This is a genomic window from Haloarchaeobius salinus (assembly GCF_024464185.1).
GTDB classification, from domain to species: domain Archaea; phylum Halobacteriota; class Halobacteria; order Halobacteriales; family Natrialbaceae; genus Haloarchaeobius; species Haloarchaeobius salinus.
Map to the genome: position 1 here is coordinate 673,723 of NZ_JANHAU010000002.1, position 20,323 is coordinate 694,045.

Sequence of the window (20,323 nt, forward strand, 5' to 3'; positions counted from 1 at the left end):
ACCCGTGAGCGAGTACCCCAACCGGAACGTCCTCTGGGCCGAGACCCTCGTCGACGAGCTCGCAGCCGGCGGGCTCACCGCGGCGTGCATCGCGCCGGGCAGCCGCTCGACCCCGCTCACGGTCGCCTTCGACGCCCACGACGACATCGAGGCGTTCTCGCACCTCGACGAGCGCTCCGCGGCGTTCTTCGCGCTCGGCCGTGGCCGCCGGACCGGCGAGCCGACTGCGCTCGTCTGCACCTCCGGCACCGCGGCGGCGAACTTCCACCCCACCATCGTCGAGGCGAACCAGGCGCGCGTGCCGCTGCTCGCGTTGACCGCCGACCGCCCGCCCGAGCTGCGGGACTCCGGGGCGAACCAGACCATCGACCAGGAGAAGCTGTACGGGAGGGCGGTGCGCTGGTACCGCGACCTGCCCGAGCCGGAGCCGACGCCGCGGAAGCTCCGCCGGCTGCGAACCGACGCCGCCCGTGCCCTCGCCGAGGCGACGGGAAGCGACGCGGGTCCGGTCCACCTCAACTGCCCGTTCCGCAAGCCGCTGGAGCCCACGCCCGTCGCGGGCGACGTGCCCGAGAACTGGCACGAGGGCGACGAACGCGCGGCGCTGGGGCGCGGTGCCGACGGCACGCCCTACGTCCGTCGACACCAGGGCCGCCCCGAACTCGGCGACGGGGAGCTGTGCGACCTCGCCGACGCGGTCGGCGGGGCCGACTCGGGACTCGTCCTCGCCGGCCCCGCCGACCCGGCGACGCTCGCGGACGACGACTGGCCGGCGGCCGTGGCTGCGCTCTCCGCCGCGACGGGCTTCCCCGTCCTCGCGGACCCGCTCTCCAGCGTCCGCTTCGGCGAGCACGTCGGGTACCGCGACGACGCGACGGTCCTCGGCGGCTACGACGGCTACGTCCACGCGCTCGACCTCGACCCCGATTTCGTCCTCCGGTTCGGCGCGTCGGCGACCTCGAAACCCCTCCGGAAGGCGCTCGCGGAGATCGACGCCCCGCAGGTCATCGTCGACCCGATGGGCGAGTGGCGCGACGCCGAGTTCGTCTGCTCGGACCTGGTCGTCGCCGACCCGACCAGGACCGCGCGGGCGCTCGCTGAAGCCGTCGGAGCGTCTACCGACTCCGACTACGCCGACCGCCTCGCCGACGTGGAATCACGCTACTGGGAGCACGTCGAGGAGTTCATCGCCGACGAGACGCCCGAAGGAGCTATCGCTCACCGCGTGCTCGCCGACGCACCGGACCCTGCCACCGTCTTCGTCTCGAACTCGATGGCGGTCCGGGACGCCGACCGCTTCGGCGTCCCGCGGGACGCAGACCTCACCGTCCTCGCCAATCGGGGCGCGAGCGGCATCGACGGCATCCTGTCTACTGGATTCGGTGCGGGCAGCGCCACCGACGACCCGCTCGTCGTGCTGACGGGTGACCTCGCGTACTACCACGACATGAACGGGCTGCTCGCGCTGGCGCGCTGTGGTGTCGACGCGACCGTCGTCTGCGTGAACAACGACGGCGGCGGCATCTTCCACCTGCTCCCCATCGAGGAGTTCGACCCGCCCTTCACCGAGCAGTTCGTCACACCCCACGGGCTGGACTTCGCGCCGACCGGCGACCTCTACGACCTCTCCTTCCAGCGGGTCGGTCCCGACGAGTTCGCCGACACCTATCGGGAATCGCTCGCGATGGACGGCACGCAGGTCATCGAGGTGCCGTTCGACGCCGGCACTAGCCATCGAGTCCGCGAGCGACTCGCGGACTCGGTGGCCGACCTGTTCTGACCCGTCAGCCGACGACGTGCCTGAACGCCATCGCGTACCAGAACGGGACGACGCAGGCCCCGACGAGGAACACGCTCATCGGCGCGAGCAGGTTCACGCCGACGAACGCGAGCACGAGTGGCAGTCCGACGCTCAGCGCGCCGAAGCCCACCACCGCGACGCGGGGGATGGTCAGCAGGTAGCCGAGCAACAGCAGCGTACACGCCCCGATGACGACGTTGACGAACGGGTTCAGCTGTGGCGAGACGGTGACGTACGCGAGGAACGGGTACATCAGGAACGTCAGCGCGGCGAGCACCAGCGACTGCTGGGAGAGGCTGACCGTGACTGGCTCCTGCTCTAACTCCTCCTCGTCCCAGTCGTGGACGGAGAAGCCGTCCCAGTCGTCCTCCTCGTCGGCGGCGACGTGCTCGCCCTGGCCGCGGGTCTTCCGCCGGGCCGCGCCGTCGAACCCCGACTCCCCTGCGGTCGCGCCGCCGTCGGTCGAGGCGGACGTGGTGCCTGTCGACCTGTCGGTACCGCCGACGTAGTAGCTCCGGTTCGTGCGGTTGCCCTCCCCGGCCTCGCGGTCCGACCCGGGGTACTCCTGCCGCCGGTTCCGGTTGCCGTACGTGCCGTCCGCCCAGCCCCGCCGCTCGTCGCCCGTCGCCCGCTCGCGGCCACGCCTGTCGTCGCCCGTCTCATCGTCGCCAGACTCCTCGCGCGCTCGCCCCCACCCGTCCGCGTCGCCGAACATCCGCTGGTAGGAGTCGTGCCCGAGCCGGTCGTAGCGCGCCCGCTCGTCTGGGTCCGAGAGGATCTCCTCGGCCTCGGCGACGCGCTGGAACGCCTCGGCGGCGTCCGCGCTGTCGTTCAGGTCGGGATGGGTCTCCTTGACCCGCTCGCGATAGGCCGCCGTTATCTCGTCCTGCGTGGCGTCGGTATCGACGCCGAGGACGTCGTAGAACGTCTCCGTCATGCGGTCAGGGGGACCCGAAGTTGGTCGACGTTGGGACGGCACGCCCAAAACAGTTCCTGCTATCGATACGTTCTCGCTCGAAACGTGACCAGCGACCGGTTGGTGCCGCAGGACGTCCGGATGTTGTCGGTGTGTGGGGACACGACTGGACCGATACCGCCCGGGAAGCCCCGCCACCCGTGTGAGTCACAGGCTCTACCAACAGCCAGAAAGCCCCGACGGGCGACGCTCCCGGGACCGCACGGGACTCCCGGGTCGTCCCGCCAGGCCCCCGACTCCAGCGTCTCGGGGCTATCTGGCAGTTCGAGGTGGAATCGAGTCCCACGACTGCAGCGCAAAATCCAGACACCGGACACGGAAGCGAATCTATTTCCGGTGGCCGACCCCACCCCCGTGCATGGTTTCGGAACTGTTCGACCCCGCGCGGTGGGAGGCGATCGACCGCGACTACCGCGACATCACCTACCACCGGGCGACGGCGTCCGGGACGGTCCGCATCGCGTTCGACCGGCCGGACGTGCGCAACGCGTTCCGGCCGGGGACGGTCGACGAGCTGTACGACGCGCTGGACCACGCGAAGCGACAGACCGACGTGGGCTGTGTCCTGCTGACGGGGAACGGCCCGTCGTCGAAGGACGGCGGCTGGGCGTTCTGCTCCGGCGGCGACCAGACGGTGCGCGGCGGCGAGGGCTACGAGTACCGCGACGAGGACGCCGACCGGGAGAGCGCGGCGAAAGGCGGGCGGCTGCACATCCTCGAAGTGCAGCGGCTCATCCGGCATATCCCGAAGCCGGTGCTCTGCGTGGTGCCCGGGTGGGCAGTGGGTGGCGGGCACTCGCTGCACGTGGTCTGTGACATGACCATCGCGAGCGAGGAGCACGGGAAGTTCAAGCAGACGGACCCGGACGTGGCGAGCTTCGACGGCGGCTTCGGGTCGGCCTACCTCGCGAAGCAGGTCGGCCAGAAGAAGGCCCGCGAGATCTTCTTCCTCGGGAAGACGTACGACGCACAGGAGGCCGCCGACATGGGGATGGTGAACGAGGTGGTCCCCCACGACGAGCTTGAGGACGTCGCCCTGGAGTGGGCCGCGGAGATGAACTCCAAGTCGCCGACGGCGATGCGGATGCTCAAGTACGCGTTCAACATGACCGACGACGGGCTGGTCGGCCAGCAGACGTTCGCGGGCGAGGCGACCCGGCTCGCGTACATGACCGACGAGGCACAGGAGGGCCGCGACGCGTTCGTCGAGAACCGCGACCCGGACTTCTCGGAGTACGACTGGCACTACTGACGCAGCCGTCCCGGTTCTTCAGACCGAGAACCCGTCGAACGCCCGGCCGGGTGGCCGTGGCTTCGCGTTCAGCTCCCACTCGACCCCGTAGCGGTCCTCGAAGGTGCAGTGGTGGTCGGCGTTGTACTCGACGGACGCGCCCAGTTCTTCGGCCCGTTCCGCGACCAGCTCGAACGTCGCGGGACTGACCGCGAGCGCGACGTGGTCGACGCGGCCGGTCCCCTCGTGCTCGGCCGGGTCGGCCGCGACGGCGAGGAAGAACCCGTCGCGTCCGAGGAACGACATCGAGGGCTCGATGCCCGCCTCGACCGCCTCGGGCCAGGTCAGGTGGTCGGGGACGGTGCCGGGCTCGCCGTCGCGGTACCCCTCGCGGAACTGCACGCCGAGGTCGAACAGGTCGCGGTAGTAGTCCTCGGCGGCGGGGAGGTCGTCGACGAGCAGGACGAGGTGGTGGAGGCCGTCGATTGCCATACGAGATGCTCGGACGGCCGTGGCCCTAACCGTTGCTCCGCGAGAGAAGAATCCGCGCGTCGGCTCAGGACAGCAGCACCGGCAGCCCGATGGTGACGATGACGCCGACGAGCATGACGACCGCGCCGAAGGCGACCTGGCTCGTCTCGAACTCCTGCATCGGGGAGGTGACCCGTCCCGCGTGCTCCTCGTCGGAGTGGTCGCTGCCGTGCCCGTGGTCGTCGTGCGCGTGGTCGTCTGCTGCGTCGTGCTCCGCCTCGACGCTGTCGGTGTCCTCGCTCATGCCCGGGAGTTGTGCGAGGCCCTACCTGAAACTATCGAACCCTTCCGCCGTCGAAACCGTCAAACCCGCCACGCACGAACGCCGAGGTAGGAAATGGGACTCACGAAGCGCATCATCCCCTGCATCGACGTGGACCTGGACGAGGACGGCAACGCCGCCGTCTACACGGGCGTCAACTTCGAGGACCTCGCGTACACGGGTGACCCCGTCGAGATGGCGCGGCTCTACAACGAGTCGGGCGCGGACGAGTTCGTCTTCCTCGACATCACCGCCTCGGCGGACGGCCGGGAGACGATGCTCGACACCGTGAGCGCGGTGGCCGACGAGGTGTTCATCCCGCTGACCGTCGGCGGGGGCATCCGCACGACCGACGACATCAAGGAGACGCTGCGGGCCGGCGCGGACAAGGTGTCCATCAACTCGGGCGCGCTGGCGAACCCCGAGCTCGTGAACGCCGGGGCGCGGGCGTTCGGCAACCAGTGCATCGTCATCAGCGTCGACGCGCGCCGGCGCTACGACGAGCAAGGCGAGCACTACGCGCAGGTCGATGGGGAGTCCTGCTGGTTCGAGTGCACCGTGAAGGGCGGCCGCGAGGGGACGGGACGCGACGTGGTCGAGTGGGCACAGGAGGCCGCAGAACGCGGCGCGGGCGAGCTGTTCGTCAACTCCATCGACTCGGACGGGACGAAGGACGGCTACGACATCCCGTTGACGAAGGCGGTCTGCGACGCCGTCGACACGCCGGTCATCGCCTCCTCGGGCTGTGGCGGCCCGGAGGACATGTACGAGGTGTTCACCGACGCCGGCGCGGACGCCGCGCTCGCGGCCTCCATCTTCCACTTCGACGAGTACTCCATCGCCGAGGTGAAGGAGTACCTCGACGAGCACGACGTCCCGGTGCGACTGTAGCGTGCCGCACTGCGAGCACTGCCACGCCGACCACCGGTGCCCCGAGAACCGCACGCAGTCGCCGATTCGTCCACCGGCAGTTACTTTCCTGCGCGACCGAAGGTACTGGTAGATGGCGTGGGAGTGCGACGACTGTGGCACGCGGTCGACCTCGCCCCCCTGCGACGCGTGCGGGAGCGAGGCCGGCGAGTACACCGGCTTCGTCTGGGTCTGTCCGGAGTGCGGTCGCCAGTCCGCGAAGAACAACCCGCCGTGTCCCCGCTGTGGCGGGATGGACCTCGAGCAGCGCCGCCCCGACTACAGCGATATCGACGACGAGATCTCGGTGCCGGGCTACGCCCAGCTCGCGAAGCCGCTCGTCCCGCTCTTCCTGGTCGTCGCGATAGTCGTCGCGCTGTTCGCGACGGGCGTCGTCCCGCTTCCCGAGGACCTCGACGTGGCGCTGAACGGCCCGCGCGTCGTCGACGCGCCCGGCTCCGCGGACGAGGCCGGCGGGCTGAACCTCTCCGACGTGGAGCGTGGGATGCTGGACCGCGTCGACGAGTACCGCACCGAGCGCGGCGAGTCGGCGCTCGACCGCGACGGGACCCTCGCCGACATGGCGACGTTCGCCAACCAGCGCGAGGTCGCCGGCGACTACGACGGCGGCAGGGTGGTCGGCGGCCTGCGAGACTTCTCGCCGGAGTGCCAGCCGGCGATCTTCCTGCTCGGCTCGACCGACGGCGGCGGCGCGACCATCGACGACTTCGAGAACGAATCCGCCGCCGCGGGGGCACTGTTCGACGTGCTCGTCGCGGACCTCGAGGGCTCCACGACGCTCACCGACGCGACCGACGCCCACGCGGTCGACATCCACGTCGCTCCCGACGGGCGGATCTACGCCGCGTACGCGGTCTGCTGACGCGACGACCCCGAGAACAGTAGAACCTACGCCGCCTGCTCGAACGCGTTCCGGAACGCGCCGGTCTTCTCCTGGACGCGCTGTGCGCCCGCCTGCAGCGCGTCGATGGGGTCGACGCCGTCCTCGGTCTTGACCGTGAGGATGGGCTCTGTCTGTCCACCGGACTGCTCGGGGTTCACGTCGTAGGTCGCGGCGGCGACGCCCTCCGTCTCCAGCAGCGCGCCCTTGAGGACGTTCATGAACGTGTGGTCCTCGCCTGCGATCTCGACGCGGAGTTCCTGCTCGAGGTTCTCCGTGACGGTGAGTTCCATGTGCCTTCGTGGTCGTCCGGCGCGTTTACAGGTTTCGGAACCGAGCGCAGCAGAATCTGTTTCTGGTGGTGTTCTCGGGGGCAGCGTGAACTGGGACCCTACTGTAAACAGCCAGAAAGCCCCTGCTCGCTCGACTCCCGCGACTCGCTGCGGTCCTCACTCCGTTGCGGTTCTTGCTTCGTCGGGGTTCGTCGAGCGAGCCGCCCCTTTCAGTCCCACCCACCGCGACCACACCGCACCTCAGACCTCCCCAACCGATTCGCTCAGTCGCTAGCGCTCCATCGCTCATCCCTCGCGCGAACGTCAGCGAGCGGCCTCGCGTTGCTCGGCACGCTCGCCAGCCGCGCGCCTGCCGGCTGGTCGGATATCGAGAACGAGAGAACTATCGGACTCAGAAACCGAGAACGAGTCGGCTCACCACGTCCCGTGGAACGTGTCGAACTCCAGCGCGTCCAGCGGTTCCTCGCCGATGGCGATGCGGTACTCCTGCGGCGTGAGCATCGGCTTGTGGAACTGCGGGCCGTCGTCGGTGGTGATGCGCGGACAGCCGGTGTTGACGAAGGCGTCCATGTCGAAGTTCCGGAGGCGGTCCGGGGTGACCTCGTCCATGGTGATGAGGTAGGCGTCGTCGTTGTTGTCGACGATCTCCTCGGCCTGGTCCCAGCGGCCCTGGCCGATCTTCGTACAGAAGATGACGCCGAACTTCTCGGCGTCCATGGCGCGGTGGACGGCACCGTAACGCTGCTTCATGAACTTCTCCGTGTCCGCGACGGTGAGCACGTTGTTGACGGGGTCGGCGATGACGACCTTCTTGTCGGGGTGCTCCATCGCCAGCCCGAGGGGGTGGAACTTGCCGCCGCCGACGTAGAGGATCTGGTCGGCGTCGATGTCCGCGGAGGCGTAGTTGCAGCCGAGCACCTGTCCCTCGTGGGTGAGCCGGTCGTCGCCCTTGCGCGTGTGGACGGTGTAGCCGGCGTCCTCCAGGTGCTCGCGCATCTCCTCGAAGCGGTTCATGTGCTGGGCGGTGGTGACGAGACCCACGTCGTCGCCCTCGAGCTCCTCGTCGATGGCGCGGTCGACGCTGGGGAGCACTTCGACGTTGGAGAACAGCGGGACGTAGATGATCTTCTCGGACTCCTTCATCGGGGAGTGGCCGAAGTGGACGAACACGTCGGTGCGGCGCATCAGGTAGGTGTCGAGGTCGCACGCGCCGTAGCAGGGCTGTCCGGAGATGAGGACGGTGACGTCGTCGGGGAGGATCTCGCGGAGGTCGTCGGCGACCCGCGGGCCGCGACGTTTCAGTCCCTCGGGGAACTGGAGGCCGACCTTGTCGGCGTCGCGTTCCTCGACCGCGTCGACGATGCGGTCGAGCTCGTAGTCCCACTCGCGGTCGTGCTTGAGGGACATGCCCGTGTTCCGGAGGTCGCCCTCGGAGTACGATTCCTGGCTCATTGGACCGGATTAGCCGGCACGGACGGTTAACTTCGACGGTTCGGAACGGTCACGAGAACCGGCGAGATACCGTCAGGAGACGTCGACGAGGCGGAACGCCGCCTCGAAGTCGGTCGTGTCGAAGCTGCCCTGGAGGGTGCGGGTCTCGTCGCGGAGCTGTGCGAGTCGGCTGTGGTCGGTGGTCGTCGCGCGCCGTGCCGCGGCGACGAACGCGTCGAGCCGTTCGAAGTAGACCGCACGCGTCGCGAGGTGGTCCACCGTCGCGCGCAGGTCGTCCGGGGCGACCGGGGCCCCGAGGTGTGCGTCGTGAGGGGCCGTAGGCGGGCGTTCGCCGCCGAGGGAGACCAGCGCACAGCCCGGCGCGCGCTCTGTGAGTGTCTCGAGGAGCGCCCGGTGCGAGCGGCTCCGGACCCGGCCGGCGACAGCGGCGACGGACGCCCGCTTGGCCGTCGCGAGCACCTCGTCCAGGACGCCGGTGGCGACCACGTCGTACGGGCCGCCGTCGAGCGCCGCCCGGTAGCGTTCGCGCGTCAGTTCCTCCTCGGCGGCGACCAGTACCGTCGGGCTCCGGCGTGACATCGTAGCTTGCACTCCGGACCGTGCATACATCAAGTGCTCATTCCGTTCAACGTTCGTTCAGACCGTTTAACGTGCCGTTAGCGCGGTCGAGACGCGAAGGACCGTGAGAACGTCGATGCTCCGGCAGGTTGAAACACGTCCACTCCCAATCGGTGCGCATGAGCATCGAGACGAGTGGTGAGAGCACCGAGGCGTCGGACTCCGTCGAGCAGCGAGCGCGCGAACTCGGCCGTGCGCTCCGTGACCTGCCGGAGTACGAGCGCTTCGACGAGGCCCAGGCCGCCGTCGAGGCCAGCGAGGAGGCACAGGCGAAGATCGAGGAGTTCGAGCAGGTGCGCCAGGAGTTCATGCTCGCGCGCCAGACCGGTCAGGCGTCCCAGGAGGACCTCGAGGAGCTCCAGGACACCCAGGAGGAGCTCCACGACATCCCCGTGATGGCGGAGTACCTCGAGGCCCAGAACGAGCTCGACGCCCGGCTGGAGCGCGTCAACAGCACCATCTCCGCCGAGCTCGGCCTGGACTTCGCCGACGAGGCGAGTGGCTGCTGTAACGACTAGTCGAGGCTGTTCTTCGCCGGTGCGTGATCTCGGTCGGACGAGTAGTGGCCGGAAGAGACACGCTTTTGGTCGCAGCGCAACCCGGTTCCGGTATGTTCGTCCTCGTCAACCTGAAGGCGTACCCGTGTGACCCCGTCGAGGTCGCGACCGCGGCGGCGAACGCGGCCGACGACAGCGGCGTCCGCATCGGCGTCGCACCGCAGGCGACCCATCTCGAGGCGGTGGCGGAGACCGGTGTCGAGACCTGGGGCCAGCACGTCGACCCCGTCGAACCCGGGAGTCGGACCGGCCACACGCTCGCCGAGACCGTCGCCGACGCCGGCGCGACGGGCACGCTCGTCAACCACTCGGAGTACCGCGTGAAGCTCGCGGACCTCGACGGCGCTGTTCGGGCGGCCGAGCGCGCCGGGCTGGAGACGGTCGTCTGTGCGAACAACCCGGCGCAGGTCGGCGCGGCGGCCGCGCTCGGTCCCGACGCCGTGGCGGTCGAGCCGCCGGAGCTCATCGGTACCGGCACGCCCGTCAGCCAGGCCGACCCCGACATCGTCGAGGACGCGGTCGCGGCCGCGGCGGCGGTCGACCCCGACGTCGACGTGTTCTGCGGGGCCGGTATCTCGACGGGCGAGGACCTCGCCGCGGCGGCGGACCTCGGCGCGTCCGGCGTCCTGCTGGCTTCGGGCGTCGCGAAGGCCGACGACCCGCGGGCCGCGCTCGACGACCTCGTCGAACCGCTCTGAACTCGCAACCACATTCCGGTTGTACGTGACAACGATGAAAATAATTAAGTCAGTAGCTGTTGGAATAAAGCCCGATGGGTGCGAGAGAACGGGTGACGAAGTTCGCGTCGGTGAACGTCGACGCGGCGGCCCGCGCAATCGCCGAGGTGGGAGGTATCGGACGCCGGCAGGAGCCAGCGCTGTCGCCCGACGTCTGCCGGAACTGCGGTGACGACGGTGCCAGCGAACGAGCCATCGTCCCGGAGTGTGACCACGAGTGGAACGCCATCGCTCTCTGTCCGGACTGTGCCGCCGACCGGACCGAGGGCGGTTCGCGGGCGGACTGCGGCGGGCTCCCGGTCGACCGCGACCGCGTGATCGACCGCGACGACGGTCGCTGCCGGGGGTGTGGGGTGCGCGAGGCGCTCGTCGTCGGCGACGTGCTCCACCTGCACGCGGTCGTCCCCGTCGCAACGGGCGGGCACCGACACGTCCACAACGTGGTCGCGCTCTGTCCGATCTGTCACGAACGCGTCCACGACCGTGGGTAAGGATTTAGTAGCCGACCAGCGAGGTACCGCCATGGCCGAAGAGCAGGTGTTCGTCTCCCACGCGCCGTCGGATATCGACCTCGTCCAGGAGCTGTTCTCGACGGTCCAGAACCTGTACCTCGACGTCCACATCGCGCTGGAGGAGATCGAGCCCGGTCGGAGCCGGCAGGACCTCGAGGGCAGGCTCGCCAACAGCGACCTGCTCGTCGCGGTCCTCAGCGACGAGGGCGCGACGAACGGCTGGGTGAACCAGGAGATCGGCTACGCGGTCGCCAAGGGGATTCCTATCCTGCCGCTGTACACCGAGGGTGTCGAGCCCGACGGCTACCTCCAGCGTCACGAGCGAGTCGAGCTCGACCCCGACGAGATGGACGTGTCGGTGTTCAACCTGCTCTGTCGACTGCGGTCGGAGCTCGCTCCGCTGGGTACCCTCTCGACGCCGAACTGGTTCGTCCGCTTCCCGTGTAACTTCGAGAGCTGCGGTACGGCGGTGACCCTCGACATCGGGGAGACCCAGAAGAAGCTCTGGCAGATGTACGACCACAATCAGGCGCTGGTGGCGACCTGCGAGGAGTGCGACGCGGGGTACTTCTTCAACCCGGCGACGCTCGGCTACGTGCGCCGCGAGGACCCGGTCTAGAACTCGTCCTGCAGGCGGTCGTAGGCGGCCTGCACCCGCTTGAACTCGGCTCGCGAGCCGTCGGCCCGGTCGGGGTGGGCCTGTTTGACCCGGCTGATGTACGCGTCGCGGAGGTCGTCGGCGTCCTCGAAGCCCGACGCACCGAGCACCTCGTAGGCCTCGGCCCGGCGCATCCGGACGTCCTTGACGATGCCGTCGTCGCGGGCCTGCTCCATGCAGTCCGGACAGAACTTCTCCGTGCGGTCGTCGACCGTGACGACGCGGTAGAGCTCGATGGAGTACCAGTCGTTGCACTGCTGGCAGAGGTTGCGCTGGCGGCTCGCCTTCGAGGGTTCCTTGGACTCGAGTTCGGCCGCCGTCTCCGCCTCGTTCTCCTCCTGACGGCGGGCGTCGGAGCCGTCGCCGCTCGACGGAGCGTGTTCGGCACACGAGGCACAGCAGAGTACGCTCGTCCCGTCGGAGAGGATGACCTCCTCGAGCTCGGAGACGAGGTGCTCCTCGGTGCAGCCGTCGCACTCGCGGCGTCGCTGGTCGATGTCGGAGCCGTTGTCGCCGACCGTCTCCGCGTACTCGCGGCACTCGGGGCAGCAGACGGCCCGCGACCCACCCGGCATCGTGACCGCATGGAGGTTGTCGAGGGAGAACTCGCGGTCACAGCCTTCACAGGCGTGTCGTTCGACCACAGCCATCGAATGGGTCAAACGGATTCATCCTATATTAGTGTTCAGCCTTCGTGGAAGGAAACCGGCCGGTGTCCCGTCGGTGAGGTGGCCCGTCGTGGGGGAACTGACAGTGAACGCAAATGTGAGCGCGGGCGAACTGGGGAGGTGTCGACCGCCGACCCGAGAGCGAGGCAACGACAGTAGCTATTTCTTCCGTGCGATAGAAGTCGGAGCTATGACAGCCACGGATTCGACGGACGGAGGGGGCTCGGAGTTCGACTGGCTGAGCCTCGACGAGGACGAGGAGATCATCTGGTCGGGCAACCCGCATCCGATGAGCATCGTCCCCGCGCTCATCTTCGGGGTGCCACTCATCATCCTGCTCGTCGGTATCGCCATCATCGTCGCCGCGTACCTGTGGCGCGAGAACACCGAGTACGTCGTCACGACCGACGGCCTCTACACGAAGTCCGGCGTGTTCTCGCGGAACGTCCAGCGCGTCGACTTCGACAAGGTCCAGAACATCTCGTTCAGCCAGGGCGTCGTCGGGAACTACTTCGGCTACGGCAACGTCGACATCTCGACCGCGGGCGGCTCCGGCGTCGAGATGCAGTTCCAGTCCGTCGCAGACCCGAAGTCGGTCCAGGAGCGCATCAACCGGCTCATCAAGGAGAACCGGCGTGGCAGCGACCGCCCCGAGGACGAACCCGAGAAGGGCCAGGTGCTGGACGAGATCCTCACCGAGCTGCGGGCGATGCGCGAGACGTTCGAGCGCATCGAGGGACACGATGGCGGCGGCGAGACCCCCGACGGCGCTGGCCAGCCTCGGCAGGGCACGTCCCGGGGGACGGCGGCCGACGGTCCGGGTGACGACCCGGACGGACGATGAGCCGCGACTGGCTCACGCTGGAGGACGACGAGGCGGTGCTCTGGGAGGCCTCGCCCCGGATCCAGAGCATCATCCCGGCGCTGTTCGTCGGGCTGGTGATCGTCGTCGTTCCGGCAGGGATGGCCCTGCTCGCGCCGGACACGTTCCCGGTACCGGTGTGGCCGGTCGCCCTGCTCGGCGTCGTCCCGCCGGTGCTCGCGTACGTCTGGATCAGCAACGTCGAGTTCGTCGTGACGAATCGCCGTTGTTACCGAAAGCAGGGTGTGCTCTCGCGGGACGTGCTCGCCGTCGGCTTCGAGAGCGTCCAGAACAGCTCGTACGAGCAGGGCGTGTTCGGGACCCTGTTCGGCCACGGCACGGTCTCCGTCGACACGGCGGGCGGGATGGGGACCGAGCTCCGGTTCTGGAACATCGAGGACCCGCGCTCCGTCCAGAACCTCGTGCTCGACCAGCGCGAGGCGTTCGACGGGGACGACGACGAGCTGCCGGGCACGGTCGAGCAGTGGCAGGCGGTGCTCGCGGAGGTACGACGGCTGAGACGGGCGGCAGAACGGTACGAACGGTCGTCCCGCTAGAACCGCATCGGGACGTGACAGATGGGATCTGCGGGCCGCCCGAGAGACGACTGGATGGTGTGGATGGGGTCGGGTGGCCCGCAGTGTCGAGATGGCGACGCAGTCGGCGTCGCCGTGGGGACGATGAATCTTCCCTCCCTGAGGGGGGAACCGGCGGATCGACGGTCCGCCGCGTTACCTGTCCCGACGGCCGAAACGGTCGTGGTCGACGAGTCGTCGCGGTCCTCGGGCAGGCCTTCTACGGGCGTCGATAACCTATGTATGGCTCCGATACCGCCGGTCGACGGGATGGTTCGACGGGGCCGTAGCACGGCCCTGCCGACTCGAACGACCCGTTCGGGCTACAGGACCGTGCCGTGTTTCTTGTCCGGGAGGTCCTTCTCGACGGTCTCGTAGAACCGGAACCGGTTCTCCAGTTCGGTCCGGAGCGACGACGGCGGCACGACGTCGTCGATGACGACCTCGCTAGCCATCCGGCGCACGTCGATGTCCTCGCGGTACTCCTCGCGGAGCTCGGCCTCGCGCTGGGCGCGTTCCTCGGGGTCGTCGATCTCGTTGAGCTTCCGGGCGTACACCGCGTTGATGGCCGCCTCGGGCCCCATGATGGCGATCTCGCCCGAGGGGAGCGCGATGGTCGACTCGGGGTCGTACGCGGGACCGGACATGGCGTAGATGCCAGCGCCGTAGGCCTTCCGGACGACGACGCACTGCTTCGGGACCGTCGCCGAGGACGTGGCGTAGATCATCTTCTTGCCCTTCTCCAGGATGGCGTCCTTCTCGACCTGCGAGCCGGCCATGAACCCCGGCGTGTCCGCGAGGTAGAGCAGCGGGATGTTGAACGCGTCGGACTTCCAGATGAACTCCGCGGCCTTCTCGGCGGCGTCGGGGAAGATGGCCCCGGCGCGCTGGGCGGGCTGGTTGGCGACGATGCCGACCGGCCGGCCGTCGATGCGGGCGTAGGCCGTGATGATCTCCTTGCCGTAGTCGGGTTTGAGCTCGAAGTAGCTGCCCTCGTCGACGATGCGCTCGATGACCCGCTCCATGTCGTAGCCCTTGTTCGGCTCCTGCGGGACGACGGAGTCGATGCCCTCGGGCGACCTCGCGGGCGGCGTCGCCTCGGCACGCGGCGGCTTCTCGTCCGAGTTGTCCGGCAGGTACGTGACGAGCTGGGAGACGAGCTCGCGGGCGTGCTCCTCGCTCTCGGCGACGAGGTCGGCGCTGCCCGACTCCTCGGCGTGCATCCGTGCGCCGCCGAGCTCCTGCATCGAGATGTCCTCGCCGGTGACCATCTGGACCATCCGCGGGGAGGCGATGGCCATCGCGGACATCCCCTCGACCATGACGGTGTAGTCCGCGAAGACGGGCGTGTACGCCGCACCGGCGATACACGGGCCGTACAGCACACAGACCTGCGGGACGCGCCCGGAGAGCATCGAGTGGTTGTAGTAGTACTTCCCGATGCCCTCGCGGTTGGCGAAGAAGCCGGTCTGCTGGTCGATGCGGCCGCCCGAGGAGTCCATCAGGTACAGGACTGGTCGGCCGGTCTTCAGCGCGCGCTGTTGCATCCGGAGGAACTTCTCGACGCCCTTGGCGGCCATCGAGCCGCGCTTGACCGTGTAGTCGTTGGCCATGAAGTGGACGTCGCGGCCCTCGAACGTCGCGCCGCCCGTGATGAGGCCGTCGGCGGGGAGCTTGTCGTCGGCGTCGAACTCCGCGAAGCGGCCGTCCTCGAAGAGGAACGCGTCGTCGTCATCGTCGGCATCGAACCACAGGTCGATGCGGTCCCGGACGAACAGCTTGTTCTCCTCGTGGAGCGTGTCCTTGTACTTCGCGGGGCCACCCGCCAGGATCTCCTCGATCTGTTCGAGCAGCAGCTCCTCGCGCTCGGTCGGGCCGAGGTTCTCGTACTCCTCCGGGACGTCGGTCTCGTCCGCGTCTTCCGGAGCGTCGTGGGTCGCGGCGGGTTCGTCGCTCCGGCCGACGTACACCTCGACGTCGTCCCCGACGTGTTCGGCGAGCGCGGCCGCGATGGCCGACGCCTCCTCGGCCGACGCGCCCTCGCTGATGCGCACCTTCATGTCTCGGGGTGCGCGGGGTTTCGTGAGAAAGGTTTCCCTTTCGGTTGCCGCGAGGATTGCCGGGTGGGGGGTGCTGCGAGCCGTCGACTGCCGGGTTACGTCTTCATGTCTGCGTGTCGGACCGTGCTGGACAGTCGTCGGGCAACGTTCACCGCCCCGACAACGAGTCCCGTGATCGCGACGAAGATCGTGAGCGTCAGTCCGATGCCGAAGACGACGCCGGCGAACTCCTGCCCGTCCGGCCAAAGGAACGGGACGGTCACCGTCCACGCGAGCAGGAACACCTGGAGCGCCAGCCAACGGCTCGTCCACCTGTACCGACCGACCAGCTGTACCAGCGTCTCCTTCTCGAGGGTGAGGTCGATGCGCTCCCGTGATTCCGTGCCGGCCTGTCCGTGGAAGCTCTCGGTCATCGTTCACAGAAACATAGCCGATTCCACGGGAAAGGGAGTGATGCCTATTCCGGCTTCGTGAAGCTCGGAGAAGGTGATATCGGGGGAATAGTCTCTCGAAGGCTGTTCGTGAGTCGTCAACACAGCGAGTTCACCCGCGGAATCCCTCGCGTCACACCGACGTTCCCGTCTGTCTGGGCAACCGAGTGTCGCCGTCGAGGACGGCCGCGTTCTCACCTGATGAAGCTGCCGTGGAACGGACACGTTTTTTGTCTCTGTGGTGCCACGCTTCCGGCGTGTCCAACGAGTGGGACGCGGACACGCTGTTCGACGTGTTCGAGCGCGCCGACGCCCGACGAATCCTCGCGCTCACCTCCGTCGAGGAGCTGTCCGCACAGGAGCTCGCCGACCGCTGTGACGCCTCGGAGGCGACCATCTACCGCCGACTCGACGTGTTGCAGAACCACGACCTCGTCGTCGAGCACGAGCGCGTCGACGAGCACGGCAACCACTTCAAGACCTACGCGACGAACCTCGACGAGGTCTGTTTCCAGCTCCGCGACGGCGGGTTCACCATCGACGTGACGTACCGCCGTGACCTCGTCGACGAGGACCGCTGATTGCTGACGAGAGAAGCGCTCCTTCGGGACGAGAGCGACTGGGGCCGGAACCTCACTCCAGCGCGGCTTCCAGCCGGTCGACGTACTCCTCGCTGCCGACGTGGACCGGGACGCGCTGGTGCAGCTCCGTCGGCTCCACGGAGAGCAGCGACTGGCTCCCGTCTGACGAGGCCCCGCCCGCCGTCTCGACGACGTAGCCGATGGGGATACCCTCGAACTGGAGCCGGAGCTTGCCGTCCGGGGCGGATTCGAGGGCGGGGTACGCGAAGACACCGCCGTAGGTGACGACCTGGTTCACGTCGGCGATCATCGCGCCGCCGTACCGGAGCTTGAGCTCGTCCTCGACCTCGTCGACGTAGGCCGCGAAGTCGGCGGGCCAGTCGGGGACGCGCCCGCCGAAGCCGTAGACGACCGGGTCGTCGGGGATGGTCACGTCGCGCTCGATGACGCCGCGCTCGTCACCGGAGAGCTCGTACTCTATCACGGTGTCGTCCCGGGCGACGAGCATCGTCGTCACCGGGCCATACAGCACGTAGCCGGCGGCGACGAGGTCCTCGCCGCGCGCGGGGAGTTCGGCGTCGTACACGCCGAAGATGGTGCCCATCGCGTTGTTCGACTTGAGGTTCGACGAGCCGTCGAGCGGGTCGACCGCGACGGCGACGCCCTCGCCGCAGTCGACGATGTCGGGCCGCTCCTCGCTGGCGTACTGGCCGACGCCGTCGATGCTCGACAGCCGCTGTTCGAGCAGGTCGTCGGCCCAGACGTCGGCCTCGACCTGCTCGTCGCCGCTCGGGTTCTCCTCGTCGACGGTGCCGCGGCGGCCGACGAGGCCCTGGCGGATCTCCGGGGCGGTCTCGGCGATGGCGTCGACGACGGCGTCGACCGTCGTGTCGGACGCTCCCTCCTGCATCATCGGTCCAGCGCTTCCTCGGCGGAGGCCCCCTCGTAGATGACGGCCTCGAGGGCGTCGAGGATCTCGCGCGGGTTCTCGCGCTGCCAGACGTTCCGGCCGACGGCGAGGCCCTTCCCGCCCGCGGCCATGCAGCCCTCGACCTGCTTGAGGAACGCGTAGTCGTCGGTCTTCGAGCCGCCGGACATGACGACCTTGACCTTCCCGGCGGCGTCGACCGCCCACTCCATGTTCTCCGGGGAGCCTGGGTACTTGACCTTCGCCACGTCGGCACCCAGTTCGAGCGCCTGGCGGGCCGCGTAGGCGATGGTCTCGGGGTCGCGGTCGTTCTTCAGGCCCTGGCCACGCGGGTAGGACCACATGACCATCGGCACGTCGTGCTTCCGGGCGTCCTCCTGCGCGTCGCGGAACTCCTCGGCCATCTCGATCTCGTTGTTCGAGCCGCCGTAGAGGGTGAACCCGACCGCGTCCGCCCCGCACTCCTCGACGGCGTAGTCGACCGAGCAGTTCACGGCCGAGTCGGGCTCGCCCATCCAGAGGTTCGACGTGCCGTTGAGCTTCATGAGGAGGTTCACGTCGTCCTCGTAGGAGGGGTAGTACGCCTCGGCGACGCCCTTCTGGACGGCCATCGCCGTCACGGCGTCGTGTGTGCCCACGTCGAACACCGTCGACGGGTCGATGGTCTCGGGAACCGGTTCGAAGTCCACCGGGCCGTGCTCCAGCCCGTGGTCCATCGCGAGGATCAGTACCTTTCCGTCGCGGACGATGGGTGAGTCGTCGATGGGTCGCATTCGGTTCCAAGTTCGCCGAAGCGCCTATTAAAGCGTGGTGTTCGGAACGGGGTATCGAACGAACGCACGAGCTGGCCGGAGAGGGCTGCTACCGACCACTCGTCGCCGCTGGAGGCTCGGCGAAAACACACTACAGCGGTAGTAAATATTCCGGTGACTCCGTCACTCGCGCTGGAACGCCTCGCGCGCCGAGAACCGCCACGTTCTCGCCTGCATGACGTTCACCTCGAGCGCGTTCGCGAGCGCCGCCGCGTCGACCCACGCGAGCTGCCGGACAGAGGTGATGCCGGCGTCGGCGAGCTGGTCGGCCACCCAGCCGTCGACGACGGTCTCGACCGGCGTCGGGCGCTCCCGGTCGGCCCAGACGTCGACGGGTTCGCGCTCGACCGGGTCGTACTCCCGCACGCCGAGCTCCTCCCAGTCGCTCGTCGAGGCCGCCACCCAGTCGCGCTCGTCGTCGTGCAGCCCACCCATCGACTCCGCGCGCTCGTCCAGCCCGTCGCCCAGCGTCGACGACCACGACAGCGAGTACTCGCGGCGCAGGTCGGTCGCCACGCCCTGCTCGACGCCCGCCTCGACCAGGTCCGTGTACGTCACCCGCTTCTCGGCCACGTCGCTCGCCGTGACACCTGCATCGGTGAGCTGGGCCGCCGCGACCGGGGTGACCCCGTCCAGGCCGGCCAGCGTCTCGGCGTCCGCTACCAGCTCCTCGCCACCGTCGTTCGTGCCCATCCGTCACTGTTGTTCTCGCCAGCACCGGTCTTGAATCTTGTCGTGCCGGCCGTGATTCGTGGAACTGGTTGTGAGTGTTCGGCTGCGTGTCGTTTGCAGTTCGTGATCCGTGCGGTCCCTCCCGTCGCATCCCCGGAGTTCGGGCGCTTTTTACCGACGGCAGCCCTTCCCGGAGATGACTCGTCCACCTCGAAGCGCCACGCATGACAGGACTCTCGAAACGGTGGCTGCAACACAACCAGGTCGCCGTCTACGCCGTCGCCGTCCTCCTCGCGGTCGCCATCGGTCTCGGGGTTCCGAGCGCGAGCCCGGTGCTGGAAGCGTCCATCTATCCCGTGCTGGCGGTGCTGCTGTACGTAACGTTCCTGGAGATCCCGTTCGTCCGCATCCGTCGTGCGTTCCGGAACCGGCGGTTCATGGCAGCCGCCCTCGGGACGAACTTCCTGGTCGTGCCGGTCGTCGCCTTCGCGCTCACTCGGTTCCTGCCCGACGAGCCGGTGCTCGTCGTCGGCGCGCTCATGGTCCTGTTGACGCCGTGTATCGACTACGTCATCACGTTCACCGAGCTGGCCGGCGGCGACGCCGAGCAGATCACCGCCGCCACGCCGGCGCTGATGCTCGTGCAGTTGCTGTTGCTCCCGGTCTACCTCTGGCTGTTCGTCGGCCCCGAGGTCGCCGAGTTCGTCGAGGCCGGGCCGTTCGTGGAGGCGTTCGTCGTCATCATCGCCCTGCCGTTGCTGCTCGCGTGGGCGACCGAGTTCCGCGCGGAGCGGTCGGAGCGGTCGAGGCGGGCCGCACGCTGGCGGGACGCGATGGGCTGGCTGCCGGTGCCGATGATGGGTCTGACCCTGTTCGTGGTCATCGGCTCGCAGCTCCCGCGGGTTCGGGACTCTCTCGACAGTGTCGCGACGGTCGTCCCGGTGTACGTGGCCTTCCTCGTGGTCATGCCGCTGGTCGGTCGGCTGGTGGCGAGGCTGCTCGGGATGGACGTCGGCGAGAGTCGGGCGCTCGTGTTCACGTCCGTCACGCGGAACTCGCTGGTCGTCCTCCCGCTTGCGCTCGCGCTGCCGGCGGGCTACGAACTCGTCCCGGCCGTCGTCGTCACGCAGACGCTGGTCGAACTCTCGGGGATGGTCGTCCTCACACGGGTCGTCCCGGCGTGGCTGGTCCCCGACTCGTTCGCGTCCGGCACGGTGGTCGAGGGCGGGACCGGGGACTGACTGCCGCCCGTCGACCACTTCCGCCCCGCCCACCGAACGTCTATAACAGGGGAGG

The 20,323-nt window shown here is 68.6% G+C and carries 24 protein-coding genes; 12 read left to right on the plus strand and 12 right to left on the minus strand.

Annotated elements, in window-relative coordinates:
- Window positions 1–4 precede the first annotated feature (4 nt).
- Entirely contained in the window at window positions 5–1,780 is a 1,776-nt protein-coding gene (gene menD, locus NO345_RS10040; RefSeq protein ID WP_256298838.1) for a 2-succinyl-5-enolpyruvyl-6-hydroxy-3-cyclohexene-1-carboxylic-acid synthase, read from the plus strand.
- A gap of 4 nt (window positions 1,781–1,784) precedes the next feature.
- Here the strand turns inward: menD and NO345_RS10045 are convergent, their stop codons facing one another.
- Window positions 1,785–2,738: a DnaJ domain-containing protein gene (locus NO345_RS10045; RefSeq protein ID WP_256298840.1), complete on the minus strand. Its 954-nt coding sequence runs from the start codon at window positions 2,736–2,738 to the stop codon at window positions 1,785–1,787.
- 397 nt (window positions 2,739–3,135) lie between these two features.
- On the opposite strand from NO345_RS10045, the gene NO345_RS10050 reads away from it, so the two are divergent.
- A complete protein-coding gene (locus NO345_RS10050) occupies window positions 3,136–4,029 on the plus strand; it encodes a 1,4-dihydroxy-2-naphthoyl-CoA synthase (protein WP_256298842.1) in 894 nt (297 codons plus the stop codon).
- 18 nt (window positions 4,030–4,047) lie between these two features.
- Here NO345_RS10050 and NO345_RS10055 read toward each other — a convergent pair whose 3' ends face one another.
- Both NO345_RS10055 and NO345_RS10060 read right to left on the minus strand, forming a co-directional pair.
- Window positions 4,048–4,500: a VOC family protein gene (locus NO345_RS10055; RefSeq protein WP_256298844.1), complete on the minus strand. Its 453-nt coding sequence runs from the start codon at window positions 4,498–4,500 to the stop codon at window positions 4,048–4,050.
- A 64-nt stretch (window positions 4,501–4,564) separates the two neighbouring features.
- Window positions 4,565–4,783: a DUF7550 family protein gene (locus NO345_RS10060; RefSeq protein WP_256298846.1), complete on the minus strand. Its 219-nt coding sequence runs from the start codon at window positions 4,781–4,783 to the stop codon at window positions 4,565–4,567.
- A 93-nt stretch (window positions 4,784–4,876) separates the two neighbouring features.
- On the opposite strand from NO345_RS10060, the gene hisF reads away from it, so the two are divergent.
- Window positions 4,877–5,692: an imidazole glycerol phosphate synthase subunit HisF gene (hisF, locus tag NO345_RS10065; protein ID WP_256298847.1), complete on the plus strand. Its 816-nt coding sequence runs from the start codon at window positions 4,877–4,879 to the stop codon at window positions 5,690–5,692.
- A 112-nt stretch (window positions 5,693–5,804) separates the two neighbouring features.
- Window positions 5,805–6,593 carry a hypothetical protein gene (locus NO345_RS10070; RefSeq protein WP_256298848.1) on the plus strand — a complete coding sequence of 263 codons (789 nt, stop codon included), beginning with the start codon at window positions 5,805–5,807 and terminating at the stop codon, window positions 6,591–6,593.
- A 26-nt stretch (window positions 6,594–6,619) separates the two neighbouring features.
- On the opposite strand, the gene NO345_RS10075 is transcribed toward NO345_RS10070, so the two are convergent.
- The 3 genes from NO345_RS10075 to NO345_RS10085 all read right to left on the minus strand — a co-directional run bounded on the left by NO345_RS10075 (window position 6,620) and on the right by NO345_RS10085 (window position 8,935).
- Complete coding sequence (locus tag NO345_RS10075; protein ID WP_256298849.1) at window positions 6,620–6,904, minus strand: DNA-directed RNA polymerase subunit L; 285 nt, start codon at window positions 6,902–6,904, stop codon at window positions 6,620–6,622.
- A 414-nt stretch (window positions 6,905–7,318) separates the two neighbouring features.
- The gene (dph2, locus tag NO345_RS10080) at window positions 7,319–8,356 is read right to left on the minus strand and encodes a diphthamide biosynthesis enzyme Dph2 (protein ID WP_256298850.1); all 1,038 of its coding nucleotides are present in this window, start codon (window positions 8,354–8,356) and stop codon (window positions 7,319–7,321) included.
- Between the two features lie 72 nt (window positions 8,357–8,428).
- On the minus strand, window positions 8,429–8,935 hold the full coding sequence (locus tag NO345_RS10085) for a hypothetical protein (RefSeq protein ID WP_256298851.1): 507 nt from the start codon (window positions 8,933–8,935) through the stop codon (window positions 8,429–8,431).
- 158 nt (window positions 8,936–9,093) lie between these two features.
- On the opposite strand from NO345_RS10085, the gene NO345_RS10090 reads away from it, so the two are divergent.
- From NO345_RS10090 to NO345_RS10105, 4 genes are all read left to right on the plus strand, one after another.
- Complete coding sequence (locus NO345_RS10090; RefSeq protein ID WP_256298852.1) at window positions 9,094–9,492, plus strand: YlbF/YmcA family competence regulator; 399 nt, start codon at window positions 9,094–9,096, stop codon at window positions 9,490–9,492.
- A 92-nt stretch (window positions 9,493–9,584) separates the two neighbouring features.
- Window positions 9,585–10,229 carry a triose-phosphate isomerase gene (tpiA, locus tag NO345_RS10095; RefSeq protein WP_256298853.1) on the plus strand — a complete coding sequence of 215 codons (645 nt, stop codon included), beginning with the start codon at window positions 9,585–9,587 and terminating at the stop codon, window positions 10,227–10,229.
- Between the two features lie 74 nt (window positions 10,230–10,303).
- On the plus strand, window positions 10,304–10,759 hold the full coding sequence (locus tag NO345_RS10100; protein WP_256298854.1) for an HNH endonuclease: 456 nt from the start codon (window positions 10,304–10,306) through the stop codon (window positions 10,757–10,759).
- A gap of 31 nt (window positions 10,760–10,790) precedes the next feature.
- On the plus strand, window positions 10,791–11,399 hold the full coding sequence (locus tag NO345_RS10105) for a toll/interleukin-1 receptor domain-containing protein (protein WP_256298855.1): 609 nt from the start codon (window positions 10,791–10,793) through the stop codon (window positions 11,397–11,399).
- Here NO345_RS10105 and NO345_RS10110 read toward each other — a convergent pair.
- A complete protein-coding gene (locus NO345_RS10110; protein ID WP_256298856.1) occupies window positions 11,396–12,088 on the minus strand; it encodes a J domain-containing protein in 693 nt (230 codons plus the stop codon). The two genes, NO345_RS10105 and NO345_RS10110, sit on opposite strands and share 4 nt — an antisense overlap.
- A gap of 208 nt (window positions 12,089–12,296) precedes the next feature.
- On the opposite strand from NO345_RS10110, the gene NO345_RS10115 reads away from it, so the two are divergent.
- Both NO345_RS10115 and NO345_RS10120 read left to right on the plus strand, forming a co-directional pair.
- Window positions 12,297–12,950: a PH domain-containing protein gene (locus tag NO345_RS10115; protein WP_256298857.1), complete on the plus strand. Its 654-nt coding sequence runs from the start codon at window positions 12,297–12,299 to the stop codon at window positions 12,948–12,950.
- Window positions 12,947–13,525: a PH domain-containing protein gene (locus NO345_RS10120; RefSeq protein ID WP_256298859.1), complete on the plus strand. Its 579-nt coding sequence runs from the start codon at window positions 12,947–12,949 to the stop codon at window positions 13,523–13,525. The genes NO345_RS10115 and NO345_RS10120 overlap by 4 nt, the downstream gene beginning before the upstream one ends.
- A gap of 341 nt (window positions 13,526–13,866) precedes the next feature.
- Here NO345_RS10120 and NO345_RS10125 read toward each other — a convergent pair whose 3' ends face one another.
- Both NO345_RS10125 and NO345_RS10130 read right to left on the minus strand, forming a co-directional pair.
- A complete protein-coding gene (locus tag NO345_RS10125) occupies window positions 13,867–15,603 on the minus strand; it encodes an acyl-CoA carboxylase subunit beta (RefSeq protein ID WP_256298860.1) in 1,737 nt (578 codons plus the stop codon).
- 95 nt (window positions 15,604–15,698) lie between these two features.
- Window positions 15,699–16,016 (minus strand): hypothetical protein, encoded by a 318-nt coding sequence (locus NO345_RS10130; RefSeq protein ID WP_256298861.1) that lies wholly within the window; start codon window positions 16,014–16,016, stop codon window positions 15,699–15,701.
- Window positions 16,017–16,291: 275 nt separating this feature from the next.
- Between NO345_RS10130 and NO345_RS10135 the strand changes: the two genes are divergently transcribed.
- Complete coding sequence (locus NO345_RS10135; protein WP_256298863.1) at window positions 16,292–16,615, plus strand: ArsR/SmtB family transcription factor; 324 nt, start codon at window positions 16,292–16,294, stop codon at window positions 16,613–16,615.
- Window positions 16,616–16,667: 52 nt separating this feature from the next.
- Here NO345_RS10135 and NO345_RS10140 read toward each other — a convergent pair whose 3' ends face one another.
- From NO345_RS10140 to NO345_RS10150, 3 genes are all read right to left on the minus strand, one after another.
- A complete protein-coding gene (locus NO345_RS10140; RefSeq protein ID WP_368407865.1) occupies window positions 16,668–17,528 on the minus strand; it encodes a class 1 fructose-bisphosphatase in 861 nt (286 codons plus the stop codon).
- A complete protein-coding gene (locus tag NO345_RS10145) occupies window positions 17,525–18,316 on the minus strand; it encodes a class I fructose-bisphosphate aldolase (protein ID WP_256298865.1) in 792 nt (263 codons plus the stop codon). Before NO345_RS10145 ends, NO345_RS10140 begins: the two co-directional genes overlap by 4 nt.
- Window positions 18,317–18,478: 162 nt before the next feature.
- Window positions 18,479–19,048, minus strand: coding sequence for a DUF7409 domain-containing protein (locus NO345_RS10150; RefSeq protein ID WP_256298867.1), 570 nt, complete (start codon window positions 19,046–19,048; stop codon window positions 18,479–18,481).
- A gap of 203 nt (window positions 19,049–19,251) precedes the next feature.
- On the opposite strand from NO345_RS10150, the gene NO345_RS10155 reads away from it, so the two are divergent.
- Entirely contained in the window at window positions 19,252–20,268 is a 1,017-nt protein-coding gene (locus NO345_RS10155) for an arsenic resistance protein (protein WP_256298869.1), read from the plus strand.
- Window positions 20,269–20,323: the final 55 nt, after the last annotated feature.